Raw genomic sequence first — 23,678 nt, forward strand, 5'->3', positions numbered from 1 at the left:
AACGAGTTCGCCGAAGGGAAGGGCTGTGGGTAGTCGTCAGCCGAAGCAGTTGTTGCTCGCCTTCTTCGGCGAGCACGTCGTCGACGCCGCCACGGGACCCATCCGGGCCAGCGCTCTGATCAACGTGCTGGAAGGCGCGGACGTCGCCGCGCCGGCCACCCGCGCGACCCTCGACCGTCTCGTGCACAGCGGCATCCTCGCCCGCAGCAGGAGCGGCCGGGAGACGCTGTTCTCACTGACCGAGCACGGGGCCGCGGTGTTGCGCGAGGCGACGTACCGCGTTCGCGGGCCGCGGCCGTTCGACCCACAGGGCAGCGGGTGGACCCTGGTCACCTTCTCGATCCCGGAGGGCCAGCGGATGCTGCGGCACCGGCTGCGTTCCACCCTCACCTGGGAGGGCTTCGCGCCGCTGCGGGACGGGCTCTGGCTGGCGCCCGGCGAGGTCGACCTCGCCGGTTCGTTGGAGCGGCTGCGGCAGGACCTCGCGCCCAACACAGTGGTCGCCTTCCACGCCCGTGAACTCGCCGGCTTCCCGATCGGCGAGAGCGTGCGCGCGGCCTGGGACATCGAGGCGATCCGACGTGCGCACCTCGCCTTCATCGAGGTGTGGGACGACCTGTCCGCGCTGACGATGGCGCCGAGCGCCCTCACCGTACGAACCATGCTCGTGGCGGACTGGCTCGCGCTACTGCGCGCCGACCCGAGGCTGCCGGCCGAGTTCATGGACGCGGAATGGCCCGCCCCGAGATCGGTGCGGACCTACCGCCGGGTGCACGACAAGCTGGCCGAGGCGTCCGCTGCGGAGTTCGCCGAACTCGTCGCGGCCCGGCCCGCGACTAGGCGCCGAATCGGGTCCGCAGATCGGCCTTCCGCACCTTCCCCGACGCCGTCCGCGGCAGCTCGTCCACGATGACGACGTTCTTCGGGAGCTTGTAGCGCGCGATCCTGCCGTCCAGGCGGGCCCGGACGGTGGCGGTGTCCACGGACGCCCCGTCCCCGACGGTCACAATCGCCCATGGCACCTCCCCCCAACGCTCGTCCGGTACGCCGATGACCGCGGCCGAGGTCACCCCGTCGACCTCGGTGAGCAGCTGCTCGAGTTCGAGCGGGTAGATGTTCTCGCCCCCCGAAATGATCATGTCCTTGAGGCGGCCGGAGATGTAGAGGTAACCGTCGGCGTCCAGGTGGCCGAGGTCGCCGGAGCGGAACCACCCGTCGGCAGTGAACGCCTCGGCGGTCGCCTCCGGCAGCCCGTGGTAGCCGGGGAAGACGTTGGGACCGGCCACCTCGATCTCACCGACAGCGCCGGCGGGCAGCACCGCACCGGCCGCATCGGTGATCCGCACGTCGGTGAAGAAGTGCGGCAGACCGACACTGCCCTGCTTGACGCGGGTCATCGTGGGCGGCAGCGCGGTGGCGCCCGGCGCGGCCTCGGTCATTCCGTAACCCTGGGAGAACGACAGGCCCCGCGCCTCGTACGCGTTGAGGATGCGGGCCGGCACCGCCGACCCTCCGCAGGTGAGCTTCGTCAACGTCGACAGGTCGGTCGACGCCCAGGCGGGGTGGTCGGCCAGCAGCTGGTAGGTGGTCGGCACACCGCTGAGCATGGTGACCCCGTGCCGCTCGATCTGGGCGAGCGCGCGGCCCGGCTCGAAGCCCCTCTCGATGACCATCGTGGCGCCCTTGAGGATGACGGGCAGGGCGCCCATCCCGAGCGAGGCGACGTGGAACAGCGGCGAGATCATGAGGGCGACGTCGGCGGAGACGACGTCGTAGTCGACCACACAGTTGAGCGCCACCCAGGTGAGGTTGCCGTGGGTCAGCACCGCGCCCTTGGCCCGGCCGGTCGTGCCCGAGGTGTAGACGATCGCCGCCGGGTCCTCGTGGGCGGTGTCGGCGTGGTCGGTGAACGGGGTGACGGCGGCCCGGGCCAGGTGGGCCAGCCCGGGCCGGTCCGCGGTGCCCTCGCCGTTGACGATGACGTACGGGGTCCGGGCGGTCGCCGCGGCGGAGGCCACCGGCACCGCGAAGTCCGGGTCGTGGATCAGCACCCGCGCGGCACAGTCGGCGAGGACGTAGCCGATCTCGGGTGCGGCGAGCCGGGTGTTGACCGGCACGAAGACCGCCCCGACCTGCGCCGCCCCGAACATCACCTGAAGGAGTTCGGGGCTGTTCTCACCCAGGTAGGCGACGGAGTCGCCGTTGCCGACGCCCCGCTCCCGCAGCACCGCGGAGATCCGGTCCGTGGCGTCGGCGAACTGGCGGTACGTCATGGGCGACCGGTCGCCGTGGATGATCGCGATCTGGTCCGGGGACTTGAGCCGGCGCTTGGCCAGCCAGGCGCCAATTCCGTGCTGGTGCATCATCAATCTCCTGGGGGTGGAGGTGGTGTGCTCGCCCGGCTCGACGGATGCCCCCGGGCTCAGGCGTAGAAGCGGTACAGCCCGCGCGCGACGACCGCCGGCTTGGTGCCGCCCTCGATCTCGATCGTCTGGTCGACGGCGAGCTGGTAGCCGCCGCGGACCTCGACGACCTCGATGACTGTGGCCCGCATGCGCACCCGAGCCCCGACCACGACCGGCGCGGGGAAGCGCACCTTGTCGAGGCCGTAGTTCACCTTCGTGGTCACGCCCTTGACCTCGAGCAGCTCGGTCCAGAAGGGAACCGCCAGGGAGAGGGTGAGGAAGCCGTGCGCGATCGGCGCGCCGAACGGGCCGGTCTTCGCCCGCTCCGGGTCGACGTGGATCCACTGGTGGTCGTCCGTGGCGTCCGCGAACAGGTCCACCTGGTCCTGGGTGACAGTGCGGTACCCGGTGTGGCCGAGGTCGGTGCCGGCGAGGTCGCCGAGCCGCTCGTAGGTGATGGTCGTCGTCATGGCATTTCCTCTCGTCGTCACCGGGCCAGGCCCAGCAGTCGGGCCGCGTTGTCCTTCAGGATGCCCGGGAGCACGTCCGGCTTGAGATCGGTCGACTGCACGTCGCGAAGCCACCGGTCCGGGGTGAGCATCGGGTAGTCGGTGCCGAAGAGCACCCGGCGCTTCAGCAGCGAATTCGCGTAGCGCACCAGCTCGGCCGGGAAGTACTTCGGGCTCCAGCCGGACAGGTCGATCCAGGTGTTGTGCTTGTGCGTGGCCACCGACAACGCCTCGTCCTGCCAGGGCACCGACGGGTGGGCCATGATGATCTGGAGGTCGGGGAAGTCGGCCGCGATCGGGTCGAGCAGGATCGGGTTCGACCGGCCGAGGCGCAGGCCGTAACCGCCCGGCGTACCCGCGCCGATGCCGGTCTGCCCGGTGTGGAAGAGCGCCGGGACGCCGGCCCGCTCCAGCAGGCCCCACAGCGGCGCGTACTCGTCGTGGCTGGGATCGAAGCCCTGCACAGTGGGGTGGAACTTGAAACCGCGGACGCCCTCCTCCCGGATCAACCGGTCGGCGAGTTCGACTGCCGCTCCCCCGGTGCGCGGGTCCACCGAACCGAAGGGGATGAGCACGTCGGCGTGCTCGGTCGCCGCGCGGGCGATCTCGACGCTGGACAGTGGCTGGTGCTTCAGTTGGGTACGCGCGTCCACGGTGAAGACGACAGCCGCCATGTGCCGCTCGCGGTAGTACCGCGCCACCGCGTCGACAGCGGGCCGTGGGCCGTCGGTCTTGAAGTACGCCGACGCCGCTGCCACGAGCGGTTCGGGCAGTGAGGTGTGACCGTGGTCGTCGACCTCGATGTGCACGTGCATGTCGATCGCCGTGACGTCATCGAGGTCGATCGCGGGCTGGTACATGGGCCAACCTCCGTCGGGCGGGTCGGTGCGGGCAGGTCTGCTCGGGCCGGTCAGGACGGCGCGGGCTCGAACTCCTCGGGAAGTTTCGGGAAGCGTTCGCCGACACTCTGCGCGGCACCGGCGAACCTCGTCGGCCAGGCCTCCACCAGCGCGTCGTACGTCCAGCCGCCCTCGCGGTGCGCGGTCAGCGCCGCCTCCGGGTGGGTCCAGATCTGCAGGCGGTCCCCGCCGACACCGATCACCTGCCCGGTCACCGAGGCCGCCGCGTCGGAACCGAGGAACGCAACCAGCCCGGCCACGTCGTCCGCCGTGCCGAATCCCAGCTCGTGTCGGAAGAACGCGGGCATCGGCTCGCCGTTCGCCTCGGCCCGCACCGCCGCGGCGAAGTAGGGAACGGTGGCGGTCATCGCGGTCGCGGCGACCGGGACGACGGTGTTGGCGGTGATGCCGGCCCGCTTCAGCTCCAGCGCCCAGGTCCGGACCATGCCGACGATGCCCGCCTTGGCGGCCGCGTAGTTGGTCTGGCCGAAGGTGCCCCGCTGCCCGGTGGGCGATCCGACGCAGATGATCCGCCCGCCCTCACCGGCCTGCCGCATGTGCTGCACCGCCTCGCGTACGGTGGTGAACGTGCCGCGCAGGTGCACGTTGACGACGGTGTCGAAGTCGTCGTCGCTCATCTTCCACAGCACCGTGTCGCGCAGCACGCCGGCGTTGGTGACGAGGATGTCCAGCCGTCCGAAGTGCTCGACCGCCGTGCTGACGAGTTCCTTCGCGGTCTCGGTCGGGCCGACCGGTGCGACCACCGCGACGGCCCGACCGCCGGACGCCTCGATCGTCGCCACGGCGTCGGCGGTGGCCTCGGCGTCGACGTCGTTGACCACGACCGCGGCGCCCCGCCGCGCCAACTCCTGCGCGTAGGCGAGGCCGAGACCCCGCCCGGCCCCGGTGACGATGGCGACTTTGCCGTGCAGAGACATGAGTGCTCCCTTTCGTCGATGCCGGACCTCCGGGTAACACGCGCACCGGAAACGTAATGCAAAATTTGATCGGGCGTCAACGATTTGCAGTCTGTCTACATCAGACGGCCGGACGGGTCGAGTTGCTCAGCGCCCGGGAGACCACCCGGCCGGCGGCCTGCACCAGTGGCGCCAACGCCACCGGGTCCGCCCGGTCGTAGGCGACCACCAGCGAGATCGCCGCCACCACACCCTCCGGTACGCGGATCGGCGCGGCCACCGAGAGGGCGTCCATGGTGACCTGACGGTCGCTGACCGCGTACCCGACCCGGCGCACCTCGGCGAGGCAGCGACGCAGCCGCTTCGGGTCGGTGATGGTCAGTTCGGTGTACCGCTCCAGCGGGGCGGCCAGCACCTGCTCCTGGACCTCGGCGGGCGCGTGGGCGAGCAGGACCAGCCCGACGCCTGTCGCGTGCAGCGCGAAGCGACCCCCCACCCGGGTGAGCACGGGTACCGCGTGTCGCCCGGCGATCCGTTCGATGAAGACGAGTTCGAGATCCTGCCGGACGGCGAGCTGGACGTTCTCGTGAGTCACCTCGTACAGGTCCTCCATCACCGGCAGGGCCAGCTCCCGCAGCCCCAGGCCCCTCGGGGCGAGCGAGCCCACCTCCCACAGCCGCAGACCGATCCGGTACCGCCCGTCGTCGCCGCGTTCCAGTGCCCCCCACGCGACCAGCTCCGCGGCCCGCCGGTACACGGTGGGCAGTGGCACCCCGGTGCGACGCGCCAACTCGCTCAGGGTCAACGCCGGGGTCGCCGGGCTGAACGCGTCGAGCAACGCCAGCACCTTGCTCGTCACCGACCGTCCCGGTTCTGCGCGCACCCCGTCATCATCCCCGCCCACGTCGGGCGCTCACAGCTCCAGCACGAGTCGGGGCGTACGGGCCCGGGAGACGCAGATCATCATGGTGTCCCCGGCGGCCCGCTCCTGCGCGGTGAGCAGGCTGTCGCGATGCTCCGGCACACCGGCGAGCACCGGCGTCTCGCAGGTGCCGCAGGTGCCCTCCCGACAGGACGAGAGGACCTGCACCCCGGCCTCCTCCACCGCCCGCAGGATCGGTGTGCCCGGCGGCACTGTCACCGTCCGCCCGGAGAGCGCGAGTTCGACCTCGATCGTCGTCTCCGGCGCGCCGGTGTCGCCCCGGGCGGTGAAACGCTCGACGTGCAGGCAGCCGGGTGGCCAGCCGCGGCAGTGCTCCTCGACCGCGGTGATCAGTGGTTCCGGGCCGCAGCAGTAGACGAGCCCGGTGCCGGGCCGGCCCAGCAACCCGGCCAGGTCGAGCAGCCCGGTCTCGTCCTGCGGGTGCAGGCTCACCCGGTCGCCGTACTTCTCCCGCAAGGTGGTGGCGAAGGCCATGGTGGCCCGGCTGCGTCCGCCGTACACCAGCCGCCAGTCGGCGCCCGCGGCGTCGGCTGCGGCGACCATCGGTGCGATGGGGGTGATGCCGATGCCGCCGGCAATGAAGAGATAGCGCCGCGCCGCGACCAGCGGGAAGGTGTTGCGCGGTCCGCTCACCCGGACGGTCGCGCCGACGGTGAGCCGCTCGTGCGCCAGCCGGGAGCCGCCGCGCCCGTTCGGTTCGCGCTGCACCGCGATCCGCAGGACGGCCCGCTCCGCCGGGTCACCGCAGAGGGAGTACTGACGGGCCAGCCCGGCGCTTAACTCCAGGTCGATGTGCGCGCCCGGCGCCCACTCGGGCAGGTCACCGCCGTCCGCGCGACAGAGGCGAATCGCCACCACCTCGGCCGCCACCTGATCGCGGCCGACGACCACCAGCTCGACACCGGTCAGCACGTCCACCGTCACTCGCGCATCGCCAGCCGCCTCGGCGGTCCGGGCACCGGCTCAGCCACACCCTGGTGGCCCTGCGGGTGGCCGAGCAGCCACTCCCACAACTCGACTGGTTCCTCAGTGCGGCGCTCGGCCCCGCAGTGGCAGACTCCGCGCAGGCTGTCGGTGCCCGGCACCCAGTGGATCCGGTAGACCCGGCCCCCGGTGAGGGAGCCTTCCCGGGACCTCACCGCGCCGCTCCCACCGTCCCCGACCCGACCATCCGCGCCAGCAGCCGCCGGGCGGCCAGGCCACCGGTGTCGATGTTGATGCTCAGCTCCTGGTACCTGTCCGGCTCGGTGGCGATCACCTGCTCCAGGATGTTGAGCGCGGTCACGTCCTGCATGACGACTGTGTGATTGCTGTGGTGGAGGTACTCGCTGACCGACTCGTCGTCGATCGCGAAGTCGCGCGCCACCGCCCAGAAGTCATAGGTGGTGTGTTCCGTCGACGGGGTGATGGCGTACACGATCTCGGCGTGGAACGCTTCGCGGTCCTCGCCCTCGGCGGGCGGGTAGACACCCTGCGGCGCGATCCGGCTGTGCAGCAGGTAGAGGCAGGGCGGGTGGTACTCGATGTCCTGCCACCGGGTGATCCGGCCCTGGATGCCTGTGGAGCGCGCGTAGAACGGCGGGCACTCGGCGTCGTCCATGTGCCGACTGACGTAGACGATCCCCCGGTCCTCGTCCACCTCGGTGGTGATCGGGGTGTTCGCCACCTCCGGGGTGCCGATGTAACCGCCGTGCAGATAGGTCTCGTGGGACAGGTCCAGGAGGTTGTCCACCAGCAGGCCGTACCGCGCGTTCAGTGGCGCCATGCCCCGCACCACCGCGTAGCGCGGGTCGGCCAGCCACGGTGCGCGGGGAATCGCAGCCGGGTCGGCCCGGTCCAGGTCGCCGATCCAGACCCAGATGAGCGAGTCCTGTTCCACCACCGGGAACGAGACCACCCGCGCGGTGCGCGGGATGCGCTGTTGACCCGGTACGAAGACGCAGGCGCCGGTCGGATCGTAGGTGAAGCCGTGGTAGCCGCAGACGATCGTGTCGCCGTCGAGCCGGCTCTCGGAGAGCGGGAAGCGTCGGTGTACGCACCGGTCGGCGAGCGCCACCGCCTGCCCGGCACCGGTGCGGTACAGCACCAGCGGCTCACCGAGCACCGTTCGGGCGAGCAGGTTCCGCCCCACCTCGCTGCCGTAGGCGGCCACGTACCACTGGTTACGCGCGAATGCCATGCGACCGGACCTCCATGCCGACGGACGTCGATGGAGCCGGATCGTCCCGTGCGGTGTCCCCGCTGGGGAACCGGAGCTTTCACTGGATGAAAGGCCGGGGCATTCGCACCTGACGGTGTGGCTGCCGTGCCGACCGCACGGCAGCCACACCGGGCCGTCACCTGTTCTGCTCGATGTTCTGGCGGGTGGCCACCAGCAGCGCGTCCCGGGTGTGGGCGCGCGCACCGTGCGTCGGGTGGTGGCCGAGCTTACCGACCAGCGCGGGGTGAGCAGCCGTTTCCAGGCGGGTGCCGAGGCGGTCCGCCATGGCTGGATCTGATCAGATCGGCTCTTTGTAGTTCTGCCGCATGGAGATGCTCACCTCGGCACAGACCGGGTGGCCCGCCGGGCAGGTGGTGCTGGCGAGCGCTGTCTGCGTGATGGTCAGGCCGCCCCGGTCGTACATCCAGCACGCCACTCCCGAACTGTTCAGGCAGGATTCCTCGGGCCTACGCCTCCACTGGGCAGCCGCGATCTGCTTGTCCAGTTCGCGAACCGCCGCGTCCGGACTGGTATTGACCTGGTGGTCACGGTCCCAGTGGAACTTGCCCCGCGATCTGTCCGCCGCCTTGCCGCCCCGGAGTTGCCAGCCTGCCGGAATGGCAATCTCGTCGAGACGGGCCTGCCCGATGGTGAGCAGCTCCTCGGTCGACCGCTTCTCCGGCGGCGGGCCGCCGCACGCTGACACGAGCGTGACGCCCCCCAGAGTCAGGGCCACCAGCAAACGGCCGCTGAACCGCATGGCACACCTCTCTCCGTTGTCGCATCCGGACCGGCCGCCGTAGCCGGCACAGATCACCGCGATTGCCGCTTCCTGTCGGGCCCCGGCAGGGGCCTGCGCGACCAGGCACAGGCCCGCGCCGGTCAATCACTGCGAAGAGAAGCGCGGGCATGCGGGCGGCCACCGCGTTGACCATCGATGGTTTGTGCGGACGACCGAAGATCGTGCGGTGGCCGCGGGCCACACCCTAGACCCGCTGGGTGGCGGGTCATCCTGGACGAGGCGGTGACGCGTGTCGCTGTCCGGTCACCGCTGACCCTGTCGCAGCAGGGCGGTGGAGCTGAGGGCAGCCGGATCCGGGGAGTGCCGGGGATGGAACAGGGAGCAGGCGTAAGTTACCGCCGCTCGGCTCCCTCGGTTGCTGGCGCGGCGGCGTCGAGCCGCGGCGGTGTTCCGCAGGTCGTACGGCCGACCGAGCGGAGTCAACCTGGCGAGGCGCCGGTGCGGGTCGATCGATCCGGCACGAGCCGCTGCTGGGCGTGCGGCCGTATTGCCAGCAGATTGGCCGAGTTCAGCGTGCGAGCTTCGCGCGTACCTGCTCGGCCTTCGGATGCCCGATGGCAACGAGAAGGGTGAGTGCGTCCTGCCACGCCGCTTGCGCAGCGCTCGCGTTCCCTGCGGCAGCCTCGCTGTCGCCGAGATGGTGCAGGGTCTCCGCCTCGTAGTACCGGTCACCAAGGGTCCTGTACACGGCGATGGCCTCCTGGTAGTGGTATGCCGCGTCGGCGTACCGCTTCAGGTGTTGGAGGCTGTACCCGATGCTGTCCAGCGTATGGGCCCGGTACGTGAGGTCGTCGACCTCGTCGAACAGAGCCAAGGCTTGTGAGCAGTGCGTGAGCGAGCTGTCGTAGTCGCCCTGCAGTGCTCGGTACCAACCCAACGCATTGAGCGCCTGCGCCTCGCCCGTGCGGTCGCCTATCTGCCGGTAGAGACCCAGGGCGGTGCTGGCGTGCTGCTCGGCTGCGGGGAAGTCGCGCAGCTGTTCGCTGGCGTATCCCATGGCGCGTTCGGTCCGGGCAAGGCCTTGGATGTCACCGACTTTCCGGAAGCAGTCAACCGCTAGTCGATGGCGGGCCATGGCGTGGTCGTATTCGCCGAGCTGTGTCAGCGCGTTGGCGAGGTTGCGCAGTGCGACACCATGCGCACGCGGGTCGCCCATCGGCTCGGCGGCCTCGACAGCGAGGCGGTAGAGGTCGGCGTACTCGCGCCAGTATCCGCGGCGGTGGAGGAAGGTCGTCATGCTCCACGGTAGGAGGAACGCCGGTCGGTGCCGGCCGCGTGCGGCTGCGAGTCGAGCCGCCGCCGACAGGCTCTCGTGCTCCTGCTCGAACCACTCTGCCGCGCCCTCGGCCGAGTCGAAACTGGGCGGCTGGATCCCATGTTCCGCAGAAGGCGTCGGGAAGGTCTCCCGAAGGGGATCCAGCAGCCGGTCACCATGTACGGCGGCCTGTAGGTAGTAGTCGATTACTCGGGTGTGGGCGGCGGCTCGTCCGGAGCTGGTCTCGTGCTCCTCGCTCAGATCGTTCGCGTAGGCGCGCAGTAGATCGTGGAGCCGGTAACGACCCGGGCAGTACTCCTCAATCAGGTGTTGATCTGCCAGGTTCCTCATCAACCGGGCGGTGAGGCCAGCTTCGGCGCCGACCAGGCTGGCAGCGGCAGCGACGGTAAAGTCGGGGCCGGGTACCAGACCCAGGTACCGGAACAGCCGCGCGGCATCCGGGTCGAGGGTTCGGTAGGACCAGGAGAAGACGGTGGGCAGGTCCGACTCCGAGTCGTCGACCTCGAAGTTCCGCAGTACGGGTTCGCCGCCCGTCGCCTCCGCGACGAGTCGGTCCAGTGGTTGGTCCGGCGCGAGCATGATCCTCGCCGCCGCGATGACGAGCGCCAGCGGCAATCCGCCGCACATGGTCAGCAGCGTGTCCGTCGCTTCTGGATACTCGTCCAGCCGCCCGCGGCCGATCCGATCATCGAGCAGTTCCCTGGCCTGCTTCCGGGAGAGGACGTCCAGCTTGAGCGGGACGGCCTTGTCGCGGGCGACGAGCCCGGTGAGCTGGCTTCGGCTGGTGACGATGGTGAAGCACGATGAGCTGCCCGGCAGCAGTGGACGGACCTGCTCGGCGGTTGCGGCGTTGTCCAGCACAAGCAGCAGGCGTCTGCCGGACAGCACACTGCGGTACAGGCTCAGTTGAGCATCGAACCTGGCCGGTATTCTCTCGGCCGGCACGCCGAGCCCGTCCAGCAGCTCACGGACGGCATGGGCAGGCGCGACCGGATGGTCGGCGCTGAAACCACGCAGGTTGAGGTACAAGTGTCCCTCGGTGAACCGTCTTGCGTTCTGGTGCGCCCACCTCAGTGCGAGAGTGGTCTTACCGATGCCCGCAGTGCCGTGCACGGCGGATATGACAGCTACCCCGTTGCCCGCCCTCCTGTGCAGGGCGGTGAGCTGGTCGAGCTCGGCCGTTCGGCCCACGAAAGGGCTGGTGTCCATAGGTAGCTGCCTGGGTGGCACCGTGCCGTCCGGGTCAGGCGTCACCGTTCCCGCCGTGGCGTGCTGGTGTGCCGTCGTCCACGCGTTTTCCCAGGCGCGGTATCGACGCGTACCAGTGCCGACTCCGCAGAGATTGACGTACGCGCGGAGCCAGTCCAGGCGCGGCAGCTCACCTCCTTCAACCTTGCTGATCTTCGTACGGGTCAATCGCACATCGCTGAGGCGCGTCTTCGAGTCCATCTCCCGCGTCGTGAGGCCAGCCGTCTCTCTGAGCGACTGCAGCGCCGCGCCGAGCGCGGCCGGTGTCGACACGTCCGCCAGTTCCCGGTCCACTCCGTAAACCTCGCATCCGTCCCAGCGGTGTCTGCGGTTTCTCTGTGGCGTTCCGATGGCAGCCTGTCCTACCAGGCGATCCACCTCGATTATGTCCCGGCCTGTCCCGCAGGGCGCCACCACGCCGAGTGAGCGCGAAGGTGTGGTCAGAACCGGTGGAACTGCGACTGGGAAGCGGCGAGGTGGGACCAGTGGACCTTGAGCGACTTGTGACGTACAGCCCTTGGGTCGCGACCGCCGCTGTGGGTCTACCGGTGCTTGCCAAGACGGTGGTCGCACTGATCGTGACGAAAGGCGTCCCACCGCGCGAGAAGGCGGCGATCCTTCGTGCGGTGGGCGACATGTTCCGGCCATGGCGGCGGGGCGGCGATCCCGGATGAGTACGTTGGTGCCGCGGCTGTCGCACCCTGCCCAGGGCAAATCACGGAACTGCAATAGCTCGGCGCAGGCTGATCGACTGATCATCGCGAAAGGCTTCCCACCTCAGCCACCGCGTACCGGAACCGTCTGACAGCCTGAACTCGGCGGGCGGCCAGCCCAGCCGCCTGGGGCGTGTCCTGCCGATCTTGTAGCGGTTGATCGTTGACGATGTGCCGGTGGTGCGTCGTGGTGAACTGACTGTCGAGGCGTAGGCGGTGATCGCGCCGCTGCTGGCGTACGAAGATCCACCTCGCCGTCGACGGACGCGGCCGGCCGCTGTCGATCCTGCTCACCCCGGCCAGGCCGGCGACAACCCGCAGTTGCTGGCGCTACTGGACGCGATCCGGGTCACGAACCTGGACCCGGACGGCCCCGTAAACGCCCCGACGTGTTGATCGCCGACCAAGCCGGGGATTCAGGGGTGCGCCCATCTCGGCCTCAGCCTGGGGATCCGCCCGTCCCGATAGCGCCTCGACCAGACGCTGAAAGCGCCGTTGATCCTCGGTCCGGTACACGGCTGAAGCATGTCATGACGCGGACTGCCGATCCATGATCGGCAGGACACGCCCTAGCCGGTCAGTCGCCGTGGTGGCGGCCGGCGGAGCGGAGTGACCCGTGAGGACTCTCCCGAGCCGGCTCGCTGTCCACCACCGACCTGCCCAGCCCGCTCACCCAGTCGACGAACTCCGCGTCCTGCCTCGGAAGCGGCTCGCGGTCCGGCCGGGTGCCCGCGCCGTCCGCGTCGGCCCGGGATCTGTTGCGCCGGAACAGGCCCAGCCGGCCGCCAGCCCGCTCGCTGGTCCGTTGCGCCTTGACAACGGGTGCCGGGGCGGCCGGCGCAGGGATTGCGGCGACCGGAACGGCCCCTACGGGGCCGGCCTGCGCGGCATCGGCCGTGGGCCGGATACCGGCGCGCCGGGCGTTCGCGAGGGCATCCCAGTTCGCGGCCTGGTCCAGGTTGGGCAGGGGCGGCCGGTGCCGAGGTGGGAGAGCCGGTTCGACGCCCTCTTGCGTGCCGGCCGAGTGGGTTGCCTCGGCACCCGGACCGGGCTCGGTCGAGGACGGCACCCGCCGGGCCGGAACGACTGGCCGAACTGCCTGAACTCGGTTCCGGTCGATCTTCGGCGGCTGGTACATCCGGCCGGTCCCCGGGGCGGCGGTTGCCCCGACGGGTTCGGTGTTGTCGGCCCCCGCCGTTCCAGAGCCGTCCCCGCCGGGTCCTGCGGGAAGGTGGGCCGCCGTCGCGGGCGCCGGTTGCGATGTCTCCGGCGTGGCGAAGTCGGACTGTGTGGCGAAGTCGGCCTGTGTGGCGAGGTCGCCAGATGCGGCCGGTGCGGCGGTATCGGTCGGTGCGGCGGTCCGCGTCGCGGAGTCGGCCGGCGCACCGTAGCCCAGCGGTTCGGCCGCGGTCGCGTGCGTCGCTGCCATCACGCCGACGAACCTCCCCGTGCCGGCCAGGTCGACGGGCTCCGGCTCGTCGGCCGCGCCGGGCGTCATGGCCCGCGGCACGGCGGGGTCGGACAACGGTCGGAGGATGTCGGTCGGCTCGACGACCCGCTCTTCGGAGGTGCGCGACAGGAACGGCCAGCGGAACAACGCGGCGGCGGCCGAACCGAGCACGCCGGCGGCGACGGCGAGCAGCGCGCCGTAATACGGCGTGATCTGGTACCGGTCGACGGCGCCGCCGGGACCGGCGGTCAGGTAGGCGAACGCGATCAGCACCGCGCCGGTCGCGCCGGTCGCGCCGTTGACCAGAGGCGGATGCCTGCGCCAACGGGCCAGCCCGCCGGTCGCCGCGCCGACGAGCAGGGCCACCGCTGGCAGCGTCAAGAGAGCCTGGCGGTGTGCCGCGTCGGCGTCGAGCCCGGCCTGCTCCAGCACGCCGATCCGTACGGCGGGCAACGGCCCGGCGGTTGCGAGCGCCGGGACGACCGAGATGAGCGCCAGCAGCCAGACCACGCCGCCCACCGCCGCCATGTTCCAGCCCAGCGGCGGCTTCAGCAGTACGGCGATCGCGGCACCCGCGCCGACCAGCGCGCCGACGATCGCGCAGATGCCGAGGGCCCAGATCGGGTCCACAGAGAAACGATCGGCGGCCTGGGCCGGCCGGACGCAGAGCGGCGCGATGACGGTGGCGCCCAGCGCGGCAGCGGCGGCGATGGCCACCAATCTGCCGGTGCTTTCCAGCACCCCGTATCGGCGGGCCAGGCGTGCGGTGACGACGGTGCCGGCTACTGCGGCGTGTGCCGCGAACCAGCCCACCCAGGCGAGCTGGGCGGGCCACTGGTTGACGGTGGCTCCGGTGGAGACGCCGGTGAGCTGGACGATGCCGAAGCTGAACGCGATGCCGAGCTGACCGGCACCGGCGAGCACGCCCATCCCGAGAGCTGCGACCAACAGGTTGCGCCAGGTGCGAGAGACCATGTCCGGCACCGTACGCACCTTTTAGGGCGATTGTGACCGAAATGCGATATTCCATGTCGGACGACCGTGCCAGCGGTCATCCCAGTTCGACCAGGTGCGCGACCTACCTGGTGCGGCCCACATCGGTGCGCATGTGGACCGTGCCGGGGTCGCGGGTGGCCGGTCGGCTCGTCGGCGTCGATCACCGCCCCCGGCGTCCTCGCCGCGGTGGCGGCGAGGTGAGGACGGCCACGGCCGACGCGGCCCGGCCTCAGAGCCGGGAGGTGAAGGTGGCCAGGAACCGGTGCGGGGTGACCGCGCCGGCGTTGTCGAAGCAGATCACGTCGACGTCGGCGTTGGTGGTGTACGTCCAGGGTTGGGTGAGGTGGAGGCTCGGGCGCGCGCCGAACGCCGGTCAGGGCAGTGTCAGCTCGAAGCACCCCCACCCGTCGCCGGCCTGCGCGACGAGCTTCCACGTTCCGGCGGCCGGCAACGGGATGCCGCTGGGGTACATCGCCTGCCCGGCGTCGTTGGTCGCCAGCGAGCCGGCGCTGTAGGTCTCGGTGCGACCGCCGGAGGTCGCGGTCACGGTGAGCGCGGCGTTGAGCTGGGGGCGGGCCGGCAGCCAGAACAGCTTGCCCAGGTCGGGGCCGAGGTCAGGGTGCCATTGCCGGCGGTACTCCACGAAGTCCCCGGCGATGAAGTCGCCCGAGCGCACCAGCATGGCGTCGCCGGGCACCGCGACGCACTCGCGTCGGGCGCTGCCGGGCAGGCTCTGCTGGAAGGCCGGCACCGGCGGCGACGCGGCCGGCGAAGACGGCACCGGCGCCGACCCAGCCGGCGAGGCCGGGCCGGCGGCGGGCGGGACTGGTGCAGTACACCCGCAGAGCACCAGTGCCACGACGAACAGCGGGATTGCTCGCACAGCGTTGCCTCTCTCCTCAGGCGGCCGGGGTCCAGGTGAGACCCGGCCGCTCCAACAAGCCACGAGCGTCGCGGTCGTGATGCAATGTGAGCTTCAGGCAGGGCAGGGAGATCGCCACGTCGGAGCCTCATCTTCCACCGCCCGGCCTGCAACCAGGACCGAGGGCTGTAAGACCGAATACGCGGTTCGTGAGGATGCTTGTCAATCCCAAGGTCAATACGGCAAATGAGGCTGAATTTAGTCATGGCCTCACAGAGCACGGACGGCCCAGAGCGGCACGTCGATGTGACCGACCCGCTTCGCCTCCACGGTGAAACAGGACGCGCCGCGAGCGCCTTCATCGCGAAGATGCGCGACTGGGCGCCCCTGCACACCGTGGGGGATCAGCTGGCCCGTGTCCGGCTTGTCGGCCTGCACGGTCACCGCGACGGGCTTGGCGTCCACGGGTCACACCCACAACCGGACAGGTAGCCCCAGTGGTCACGGACCGGGACGGCGGACCAGCAGCACCAAGACCACCCCGACGAACCGGTCGGTGCCGGTGACGGCGAACTCGCGGCGGAGCAGCTCGGCCCGGGCGGGCGGGATGCCCTCGTACGGGTCGCCCGCCCCGCCGACGACCAGCCAGATCCGCCGGACGTCGCCCAGGCAGGGAGCGGGATCGACGCAGTCGATCGCCCAGAACCCGCCGGACCGGCCGGGCGGCACGGCGAGGAAAACGTCCCGCGGCGCCGTGCGCAACTGGTACGCCATCGGCAGTGGGGCGCTCCACCCGCGCCAACCGGAGTAGGCGATGCCGTCACCGGGCTCGTACCGCCGGTCGATCAGGGCGGCGGCTGCGCGGTAGTCCGCCTCCCCCGGCACCGGGCTGCGTCGGGCCTCCACCTGCCCCGGCAGGCCCACGCCGGCGACGGCCAGCACGGCCGCGCCGAGCACCGCCGCAGGCCCGCCCGCCGGCAGCGCGCGCCGCAGCGCGGCGACCGGCACGGCGATCCCGACCGCCGCCAGCAGCGCCCAGGCGGGCAGCGTGAACAACACGAACCGGGCCAGGAAGAGGTGCACCAGCGGGTGGCTCAGGTAGCAGCACACCGCCGGCGCCACGGCCCAGACCAGCAGCGGAAGGAGCAGTGCGCGCCGCCGGCGCCAGAGCACGGCGGCGCCGGCCAGGCCGGTCCCGACGAACGTCACGGCGACCGGGAGGGAGCCGAACAGCTCCCGGGGGAAGCGGGCGAGCGCCGCCTGGTCGCGGGTGATCCAGGAGACCTGGTCGGCCTGGCGGGACGCCGCGTACAGCAGGGGCGCCGCGGCCACGGCGACCACCAGCACGGTGAGCGCCCAGGCCCACCGGGCCCGCCGGGCACCGCCGCGGCGGACCGCCGAGCCGACCAGCAGCGCGTGGGCTGCCAGCACCGTCGCCGCGACGGCGTGCAGGCAGGTCAACGCCAGCAGGCAGCCGCCGTAGCGGACCCACCGCGGCCACGAGGGCCGGTCCAGCGCCCCGACCAGGGCGAGCGTAGCCAGCACGGTGAGGGCGACGACCCAGGCGTACGAGCGGGCCTCCTGCCCGTACCGGGACACCGACGGGATCGCGACGAAGAGCAGGCCGGCGGTGACCCCGACGGTGCCGTCGTACAGCTTCGCGCCGAGCAGGGTGAGCGCGCCGGCGGCCACCGCCGTGCCGACGATGGACGGGAACCGCAGGGCGAGGGTGGAGTCCCCGGCCAGCGCGGTCCACCCGCGCAGGGCCAGGTAGTAGAGGGCGTGGGTGAGGTCCATGTTGCCGAGCAGATGCCGCAGATCCGGCCACGCGAGGGTGGTGGTCAGCCAGCTGACCGACTCGTCGAACCAGATCTCGCGGCCGCCGCTGCCGAGGGCCGCGACCGCGAACGCGACGAGACTGACGGGCAGGGCGACGCGGGTACGCGACACCGGCGCGCCCGCCCGGCGCGCCGACGCGGCCGGCGCCGCGCGGCCGGGCGCGGCGGGGTGCCGGTCCGACCTGACGGGCTGGGACACGCTCACGGCGGCGGACGGCCTGTTCCTAGACCCGGGTACGCGGCACCATCGCCGGCGACCAGCCGACGTCGTACCGGGGGGCGGCGACGGCCCGGGCGAAGGCCTTGGCGACGGCGGGCGAGCTGACGATCCGCCAGTCGACCTCCTTGCGCGCCTCGAACCAGATCAGGCCGATGATGTCCCGGTGGCCGGACAGTAGCTCGAAGGCCTGCCGGATCCACTCGGCCTTGCGCCCCTTGCCGTCGGAGGCGCCGGTCTCGGTGACGACCAGCGGCTTGTGGGTGAAGCCGCGGATCTCCCGGATCGTCGGGCTGAAGATCGCGTCGAAGGACCGGTACGTCGAGAGCGCCCCGGTGCCGTAGTAGCCGGAGAGCCCGATCCAGTCGACGTAGTCGTCGCCCGGATAGAGCGTGGCGAGTTTCGGGGTGGAGTCGTCCCACCTGACGTTCGGGCTCCACGTCCAGATGACGTTCTGCACCCCGGCGGCCTCGAACACGGCGTGGACGTGCCGCCAGGCCTTGACGTAGTCACCCGGCCGGTTGCCGTTGGCCGTCTCGCACCACGGGTACCAGTCGCCGTTCATCTCGTGGGCGAACCGGATGGCCACCGGGTACCCGAGGGCCTTGATGCCCTGCGCCCACGACCGCAGGTACGGGTCGAAGCTCCCCCGCGTGATCTGGGCCAGCCGGTACCGGGGCTGGTCCGAGCGGATCCTGTCGATCTTGCGGGCGCTGAAGCCCTTCTTGCGGGAGGTCTCGTCCAGCCGGTAGTCCCACGGTTCCCACGCCAGCATCGGCAGCATGCCCCGGTCGCGGATCCGGTCGAAGAGCACCCGGTCGAAGGCCGCCGACGCCCATCCCGCGCCGAAGAGCATCGCCTGCGGCTGACGCTTCGCGGCGGCGGCGAACGCGTTCACCGGCGTGAAGTCGTACGGACCCTCGTTCGTCATGACGCCGATGAACGTCTTCCCGGCCGGCGGAAAGAGCACCGGCTCCGGGCGCGGCGGCGGTGCGGGCGTCGCCGGGGCGCTCGGTGCGGCCGTCGCCGCGGCCTCCCCCCGGGCTCCCGACGCCGTGCGCGGCGCGATCACGAAGGCGTACGTGAGCAGCAGCGCGGTTATCAGCGCCAGCATGCTCCGCGGCAGGGTCAGCCTCGCCATGGCACACTCCGTTCCGCCGGCACCCGCGTCCTCGGCGGGTGGCGGTCCTCGCTACGGGTACGCGCGGCGGCGCGGGCCGCGTCGTCGCGGTGTCGCCCACGGCGCGTCACACCGGAGACGATGGCGATCAGCGGCGGGCCCAGGCCGGTCAGGAGGGTCAGCACCGGCCAGACCCACAGCAGGGTCAGGCCGTGGTCCAGCAGGAAGCTCGCGCCGAGCACGGCGGCGGCGAAGGCCGCCCAGCCGAAGTGCAGCCGGAAGGTGCCGAGCGACTCGGTGGTGCGCAGCTTCCCCTTGGCCGTCACCACGAACGCGAGCTTGCGCCGCAGCAGCGCGCCGACCGCGGCGGCCACGTAGACGGGACCGGTGAAGAGGGCCAGCGCCATGCCGACCACACCGATCTCCTCCCGTTCGTGCGGGGCGATGTTGAAGCGGCGCAGCCAGAGCCAGAGCGCGAACCAGGTGCCGATGGTGCCGGCCCAGAGCACCGACCACACGGTCACGTCGAGCTGGGCCGTGCCGACGCCGGTGAGCAGGTACAGGGCGGTGGCGAGGTTGCCCAGCAGGAGGCCGACGGCGACGCTCGGGTAGTAGAACTGGAGCAGCCGGTACTGCCAGCGGCGCCGCGTGCCCAGCTCGCGCGGTGCGCGCAGCTCGGGGCGGACCAGGATCTCGCAGATGCCGGCCGCCCACCGCTTTTGCTGGTTGAAGTAGTCGGCCCACGAGGTGGGGCCCTCCCCGATGGCCACCACGTCCGGGGTGTAGACGCCCTTCCACCGGTTGCCGGTGTGCGGATTGACGGCGGCGTGGACCCGGATGCTGGTGAGGTGGTCCTCAATGATGGAGTCCTGGTAGCCCCCGACGGTGCGCCAGGCCGCCGGTCGGTAGAGGTGGCCGGTGCCGGTGAGCAGTGGCGCGTCCAGCCCGTTGCCGCCGCGCGCGATGAGTCCGTTGTAGAGGTACTGCTGCACCGACGCGCCGTGCGCGACCCAGTTCTGGTGCACGTTGCCGTAGACCTGCGGGGTCACCACGAAGGCGACGTCCGGGTCGCGGAAGTAGCCGAGGGTCCGTTCCAGGAAGCCGGGCAACGGCACGTGGTCCGGGTCGACGTTGGCGACCACGTCGTAGCCGTGCTCGTGCTCGGCCCGCCAGGCGTTGTGGTTTCCCGACTTCGTCCTGGCCCGGAACTCGCCGCTCGGCTGGTTGTACTCGGGTCGGCCCTTGCGGCTGAAGTGCCGCACCCCGAGCCGCGCGGCCATCTCCTTCACCGCGGGGTCGTCCCCCTCGTCGAGGATCCAGACGTCGACCTGGCCGCAGTAGACAATCTGCCGCATCCGCCGCAGGGTCCGCTCGGCGACGTCGAGCGGCTCCTTGCTGGGCACGATGGTGGTGAGCAGCGCCACCCGCAGGCCGACGGGCGGATCGACGGGGACCGGATCCTTGGCATGGAACGCGAAGACCCAGATCACGACGTTCTGCGCGAGGCGGATCAACTCCACGCCGACGACCACGCAGAAGCCGAGCCGGGCCGCCGTCGTCTGCCAGCTGCCGATCCCGGTCACGCCGGACCCCGGCACGTGCGCCGGGAGCAGCAGCCACCCGACGAACAGCAGCCCGGCCGCACTGTTGACGAGAACCAGGAGCGTCAGGATCAGCCGGGACGCGGGCGACAGGGCCGGCCGGAACTGGACCGGCGCCGCCACGTGCCCCGGCGCGATCAGCGGTCCGGCCGTCGTACCGCACGCCGCGTAGGCGCGGCGCGCCCGGACGTTGCGCTGCCGACGGTCGGGCGGCTCCGACGACCCTCCGATCGAGGTCAGGGCCGGAGCGACGGCGATGCCCTGCCCGGCGACGGGAGACCGCCGGCTATCGCTGGCGATGACCACATTGCCCCCATGGATTTCTGCCCGACTCGAACTCGACCGGAGCTGATGCTATTCGGACAATTTGCTTAAAGCGGGCTAGTTACGTAAATGACCATGAGCCGCGCTCTCCTCAGCCACCGGCGGGGTGCGCCTCGCGTGCCGTCGCACCGTCGGCGGGTCGCGTCCACAAGTGAACGACCCTCGTGAGATCGCCGGTCGCCCGCTCGCGCCCCCCGGGCGTGGACCGGGCCAGCTGCGCCGGGGCGCCGAGCACCGCGATCGCCACCAGGGCGACCGCGCACCACCGGGCGCGCACCCGCGCCAGCGCGACCGCGCCGAGGGTGGCCCACGCGGGCAGCGTGAAGAGCAGCACCTCCGGCATCCAGACCGGCGTCGCCTGCGCGACCAGCAGCAGACCCAGCGGCGGCACCACCGCCCAGGCGGTGTAGAGGGCGGCGGAGCGTCGCAGCGGCAGGCTGAACAGCGCCAACCCGGCCAGCACGACCCCCAGGGCGGTGACGCCGAAGAGGTTCCGGGGCGTCGCGGCCAGCACGTCCAGAGTGGGCTCCGACCCCCGCGCGATCCCGCCGCCGACCACGCCACTGGGAAGCCCCAGCGCGACAGCCGCGGGGAGCGCGCCGAGGATCGCGACCGCCGACCACCGGCCGACCACCCCGCGTCGGAAGACGAACATCGACCAGCCGTGCCCGGCGAGCAACAGCAGCGCGAGACCGTGCGAAAGGCCCAGCAGCAGCACCGCGGCGCCGTAGCCGGCGAAGCGTCCGACCGTCGGCCGGTCAACCGCCCGCACGAGCAGCAGCGTGGCGAGCACGGCGGCGAACACCGTCAGCGCGTACGGCTGGATCTCCTGCGCGTACCGGGTCGACGTCGGCAGCAGCGCGAAGATCACGCCGGCCAGTAGGCCCACCCGCGGCGTGAAGAGTCGGGCCGCCAGGAGCCCGACGAGGGCCGCGGCGGCGGTGACGGCCACCGTCGACACCACCCGTATCGCCGGGCCGGACGCGCCGAGCACCTCCGCCCACAAGCGCAGCAGCGGCGAACCGGCGAGGCCCGGGGTGCCGCCGCCCGGCGGAGTGGCCACGCCGGCCCGCAGGAGGCAGAGCGCGACCGTCAACAGTGCCGGCACCAGCCAGGCGGTGACCCGCCACCGGCCGGTGTCGGTCGTCGCCTGGGTGACGATCGCGTGGTCCTCACCCCAGGGGTCCTCGACGTCGACCTCCGTCGACGCCAGCCGGGGCAGGACTATTGTGTCCGCGTCCTTCATCGTGTCTCACGCATCTCTGTCGGATCCGGCGGTGCACACCGCGGCGGGGGCGCGCCCCACGGCGACGCGAGCCGGGCGTACGCGCGGCGTGGGCAGCACGCGGCGCAGGACCGGCCGGACTCCTGGATCGGGTACGGGTGTCAACTGGAGCATAGGGAACAGAACCGGACAGATAACTCGGATGCGGCATAAGCCCCAAATGAGCGATCAGCCGGACCTTGAGGTCTACCTCAGCCAGCCCGGCCTCGGCGTCGTGCTCGGCGCCCGGGTGCTCGCCGATTCGGCGACGACAAGAACCGCTACGCCGACGCGAGAGCCCACAAGAACTACGCCGGGACCAGCCCGATCACCCTCCAGTCCGGCAAGAGGAAGGTCGTGCTGGCCCGATACGTCCACAACGACAGGCTGGTCGATGCCCGCGGCCAGCAGGCATTCACCGCGCTGCGCACCTCACCAGGCGCCCGCGCCTACTACGACCAACTCCGGGCCAGAGGCGTCGGCCACCACGCCGCGCTCCGCCAGCTCGGCAACCGCCTCGTCGGCACCCTCCACGGATACCTCAAAACGGGCCAAATGCACAGCGAAGACATCGCGTGGCCGGCGCCGTTGCGTAATCGGATCGGCGGACGTGTTGAACCCGGGTCGGGTCCGCGGTCAGATCGCCTGGGCGAGTTCGGTGAACGCAGCGGCGACCCGCAGAGTGGGCGGGGCGTCGATGGCGGGGAGCCGCGTCACCGCCGGCGAGGATCCCGGCGATGATCACGGTGCCGGCGGAGAACGTCAACGGTGGTATTGCGATGCGGGCTACGAGCCGGTCCGCCGGGCGAGCGCCTGAACTCGGCGCAGGTCCGCTCGGCATCCGGCAAGGCCGAATTCGGCGATCGCTCGCTCAAGGTGCTCAGCCCGGTCGAGCCCGAGGGCTGACCGCTGTCCCGCGACGAGGTGACGGCCGAGTTCGTAATGGGCGCGTGCCAGCTCGTAGGGCATCTGACGTCGCTCCGCTTCGCGGGCTGCCCGGACCCACGCCCGCCGGGCGGGCTCGGCCCGGCCGCCCAGCCATCGGTACCAGCCCAGGCAGATGAGCGCCCTCGGACGGGCCATGGGAAACGTGCGGGCGTAGCGGCGTAACCGGCGCAGGGCGACTGCGGTGCTTTCGCGCAGCTCGGCCGGGTCAGGCTCGCCCGCTCCGCGCGCCGATCGTCGATGCGGATCCGCCAGCTCGAGCAGCGCCAGAGAGACCTCGGCAATGCCGGCGTGCGCCTCGATGGCGTACTGCTCGAACGACGGATGTGGGCCGATCAGGTGGTCGGCGGTGCGGATCGCCTGCCACGCGTCCAACGGCTGCCCGCTGGCAAGGTGTTGGCGAGCCACGGCGGCGTGGAGGCGGGCCGCGTCGATCCTGGCCGCTGCCGGCAAAAGCTGTGCGGCCTCTTCGGACCAGCCTGCCAGCGCCGGGTCGTCGGGGTTGGCGCGCAGGGCCGTCTCGATCAGGACGAGTAGACCCCAGAGGTGTACGACGGGATCGCGGCGTTCTCGGCCGGAGGCCATCGCCTCGGCGGCCGCTGCGGCCGCCTGCGCGTAGCGGGCGGTGAGGTACCGGCTGAATGCGCTGATCAGGAGCACCTCGTCGGCCCACCGGTGCATCGGTGTCCGGCGCCGGAGTTTCAGGACCCGGTCGGCGCCGAGGTCGACGGCGGCCCAGTCGCCGACCCCGGTCCAGTGCAGCCCGCCCACAATGCCGACCCAGCAGGCGGTGAGCGGATCGTTGGTGCGTTCGACGGCGCTGCTCGCGGCGCGAAGGTGGCGGCCCGCGAGCCGGTGCAACCCCACGGTGCCGATGATCATCCCGAGACCAGCCTGCGCCCGCACGATCAGATCGAGGTCCCCGGCGCGTTCGGCAGCGTTCAGCGACGAGATCGACGCGGCGAGGACCGGAAGGTGCTCATCGAGTACCCAGTAGACCTCGGCGATCGTGAAGCAGGCGGCAGCGCGTTCGCGGGCCGCCTCACGCCGGTCCGCACCCCGGGCCACGACACCACCCGGCCGCAGGCCGTGAAGCGTCCGGCGGATCACCTGTGACGCGAGCATCCCCAGTCGTCCCGTCGGGGTGGG

Annotated in this window: 20 protein-coding genes and 2 pseudogenes; 3 read left to right on the plus strand and 19 right to left on the minus strand. The window is 71.5% G+C overall.

Annotation, left to right across the window (positions count from 1 at the left end):
- Positions 1–25 precede the first annotated feature (25 nt).
- Positions 26–913, plus strand: a complete 888-nt coding sequence (locus ABZU46_RS14220; protein ID WP_354857544.1) for a PaaX family transcriptional regulator C-terminal domain-containing protein — start codon at positions 26–28, stop codon at positions 911–913.
- On the opposite strand, the gene ABZU46_RS14225 is transcribed toward ABZU46_RS14220, so the two are convergent.
- From ABZU46_RS14225 to ABZU46_RS14275, 11 genes are all read right to left on the minus strand, one after another.
- Positions 837–2,366: a long-chain fatty acid--CoA ligase gene (locus ABZU46_RS14225; protein ID WP_354857545.1), complete on the minus strand. Its 1,530-nt coding sequence runs from the start codon at positions 2,364–2,366 to the stop codon at positions 837–839. The genes ABZU46_RS14220 and ABZU46_RS14225 overlap by 77 nt on opposite strands.
- Positions 2,367–2,422: 56 nt before the next feature.
- Entirely contained in the window at positions 2,423–2,875 is a 453-nt protein-coding gene (locus tag ABZU46_RS14230; RefSeq protein WP_354857548.1) for a MaoC family dehydratase, read from the minus strand.
- Between the two features lie 17 nt (positions 2,876–2,892).
- Positions 2,893–3,774 carry an amidohydrolase family protein gene (locus ABZU46_RS14235; RefSeq protein ID WP_354857551.1) on the minus strand — a complete coding sequence of 294 codons (882 nt, stop codon included), beginning with the start codon at positions 3,772–3,774 and terminating at the stop codon, positions 2,893–2,895.
- 50 nt (positions 3,775–3,824) lie between these two features.
- Positions 3,825–4,751, minus strand: coding sequence for an SDR family NAD(P)-dependent oxidoreductase (locus tag ABZU46_RS14240; protein ID WP_354857554.1), 927 nt, complete (start codon positions 4,749–4,751; stop codon positions 3,825–3,827).
- 100 nt (positions 4,752–4,851) lie between these two features.
- A complete protein-coding gene (locus tag ABZU46_RS14245) occupies positions 4,852–5,613 on the minus strand; it encodes an IclR family transcriptional regulator (RefSeq protein ID WP_354857556.1) in 762 nt (253 codons plus the stop codon).
- A 30-nt stretch (positions 5,614–5,643) separates the two neighbouring features.
- The gene (locus tag ABZU46_RS14250) at positions 5,644–6,597 is read right to left on the minus strand and encodes a PDR/VanB family oxidoreductase (RefSeq protein WP_354857559.1); all 954 of its coding nucleotides are present in this window, start codon (positions 6,595–6,597) and stop codon (positions 5,644–5,646) included.
- Positions 6,594–6,812, minus strand: coding sequence for a hypothetical protein (locus ABZU46_RS14255; protein ID WP_354857562.1), 219 nt, complete (start codon positions 6,810–6,812; stop codon positions 6,594–6,596). The genes ABZU46_RS14250 and ABZU46_RS14255 overlap by 4 nt, the downstream gene beginning before the upstream one ends.
- Positions 6,809–7,852 (minus strand): aromatic ring-hydroxylating dioxygenase subunit alpha, encoded by a 1,044-nt coding sequence (locus ABZU46_RS14260; RefSeq protein WP_354857564.1) that lies wholly within the window; start codon positions 7,850–7,852, stop codon positions 6,809–6,811. The genes ABZU46_RS14255 and ABZU46_RS14260 overlap by 4 nt, the downstream gene beginning before the upstream one ends.
- A 157-nt stretch (positions 7,853–8,009) precedes the next feature.
- The gene (locus ABZU46_RS14265) at positions 8,010–8,159 is read right to left on the minus strand and encodes a hypothetical protein (RefSeq protein ID WP_354857566.1); all 150 of its coding nucleotides are present in this window, start codon (positions 8,157–8,159) and stop codon (positions 8,010–8,012) included.
- Positions 8,160–8,171: 12 nt separating this feature from the next.
- Complete coding sequence (locus ABZU46_RS14270) at positions 8,172–8,633, minus strand: hypothetical protein (RefSeq protein WP_354857569.1); 462 nt, start codon at positions 8,631–8,633, stop codon at positions 8,172–8,174.
- Between the two features lie 550 nt (positions 8,634–9,183).
- Positions 9,184–11,493: a tetratricopeptide repeat protein gene (locus ABZU46_RS14275; protein WP_354857571.1), complete on the minus strand. Its 2,310-nt coding sequence runs from the start codon at positions 11,491–11,493 to the stop codon at positions 9,184–9,186.
- Between the two features lie 657 nt (positions 11,494–12,150).
- Between ABZU46_RS14275 and ABZU46_RS14280 the strand changes: the two are divergent.
- Positions 12,151–12,331, plus strand: a pseudogene (locus tag ABZU46_RS14280) (transposase); the annotation flags it as partial.
- A 158-nt stretch (positions 12,332–12,489) separates the two neighbouring features.
- Here ABZU46_RS14280 and ABZU46_RS14285 read toward each other — a convergent pair.
- The 7 genes from ABZU46_RS14285 to ABZU46_RS14315 form a co-directional block, all read right to left on the minus strand.
- The gene (locus ABZU46_RS14285; RefSeq protein ID WP_354857573.1) at positions 12,490–14,337 is read right to left on the minus strand and encodes a hypothetical protein; all 1,848 of its coding nucleotides are present in this window, start codon (positions 14,335–14,337) and stop codon (positions 12,490–12,492) included.
- Between the two features lie 394 nt (positions 14,338–14,731).
- On the minus strand, positions 14,732–15,139 hold the full coding sequence (locus ABZU46_RS14290; RefSeq protein ID WP_354857575.1) for a hypothetical protein: 408 nt from the start codon (positions 15,137–15,139) through the stop codon (positions 14,732–14,734).
- 351 nt (positions 15,140–15,490) lie between these two features.
- Complete coding sequence (locus tag ABZU46_RS14295) at positions 15,491–15,685, minus strand: hypothetical protein (RefSeq protein WP_354857577.1); 195 nt, start codon at positions 15,683–15,685, stop codon at positions 15,491–15,493.
- A 36-nt stretch (positions 15,686–15,721) separates the two neighbouring features.
- Complete coding sequence (locus ABZU46_RS14300; RefSeq protein ID WP_354857579.1) at positions 15,722–17,170, minus strand: glycosyltransferase family 39 protein; 1,449 nt, start codon at positions 17,168–17,170, stop codon at positions 15,722–15,724.
- A gap of 112 nt (positions 17,171–17,282) precedes the next feature.
- Complete coding sequence (locus ABZU46_RS14305; protein ID WP_354857581.1) at positions 17,283–18,416, minus strand: glycosyl hydrolase; 1,134 nt, start codon at positions 18,414–18,416, stop codon at positions 17,283–17,285.
- Complete coding sequence (locus tag ABZU46_RS14310; protein ID WP_354857583.1) at positions 18,404–20,302, minus strand: glycosyltransferase family 2 protein; 1,899 nt, start codon at positions 20,300–20,302, stop codon at positions 18,404–18,406. Before ABZU46_RS14310 ends, ABZU46_RS14305 begins: the two co-directional genes overlap by 13 nt.
- A gap of 109 nt (positions 20,303–20,411) precedes the next feature.
- Positions 20,412–21,566: a glycosyltransferase family 39 protein gene (locus tag ABZU46_RS14315; protein WP_354857585.1), complete on the minus strand. Its 1,155-nt coding sequence runs from the start codon at positions 21,564–21,566 to the stop codon at positions 20,412–20,414.
- Between the two features lie 211 nt (positions 21,567–21,777).
- On the opposite strand from ABZU46_RS14315, the pseudogene ABZU46_RS14320 reads away from it, so the two are divergent.
- Positions 21,778–22,130, plus strand: a pseudogene (locus ABZU46_RS14320) (transposase); the annotation flags it as partial.
- 240 nt (positions 22,131–22,370) lie between these two features.
- Here the strand turns inward: ABZU46_RS14320 and ABZU46_RS14325 are convergent.
- The coding region (locus tag ABZU46_RS14325; protein ID WP_354857587.1) for a hypothetical protein at positions 22,371–23,678 on the minus strand (1,308 nt) is incomplete at its 5' end.

It is taken from the genome of Micromonospora sp. NPDC005197 (assembly GCF_040608295.1).
Classification (GTDB): domain Bacteria; phylum Actinomycetota; class Actinomycetes; order Mycobacteriales; family Micromonosporaceae; genus Micromonospora.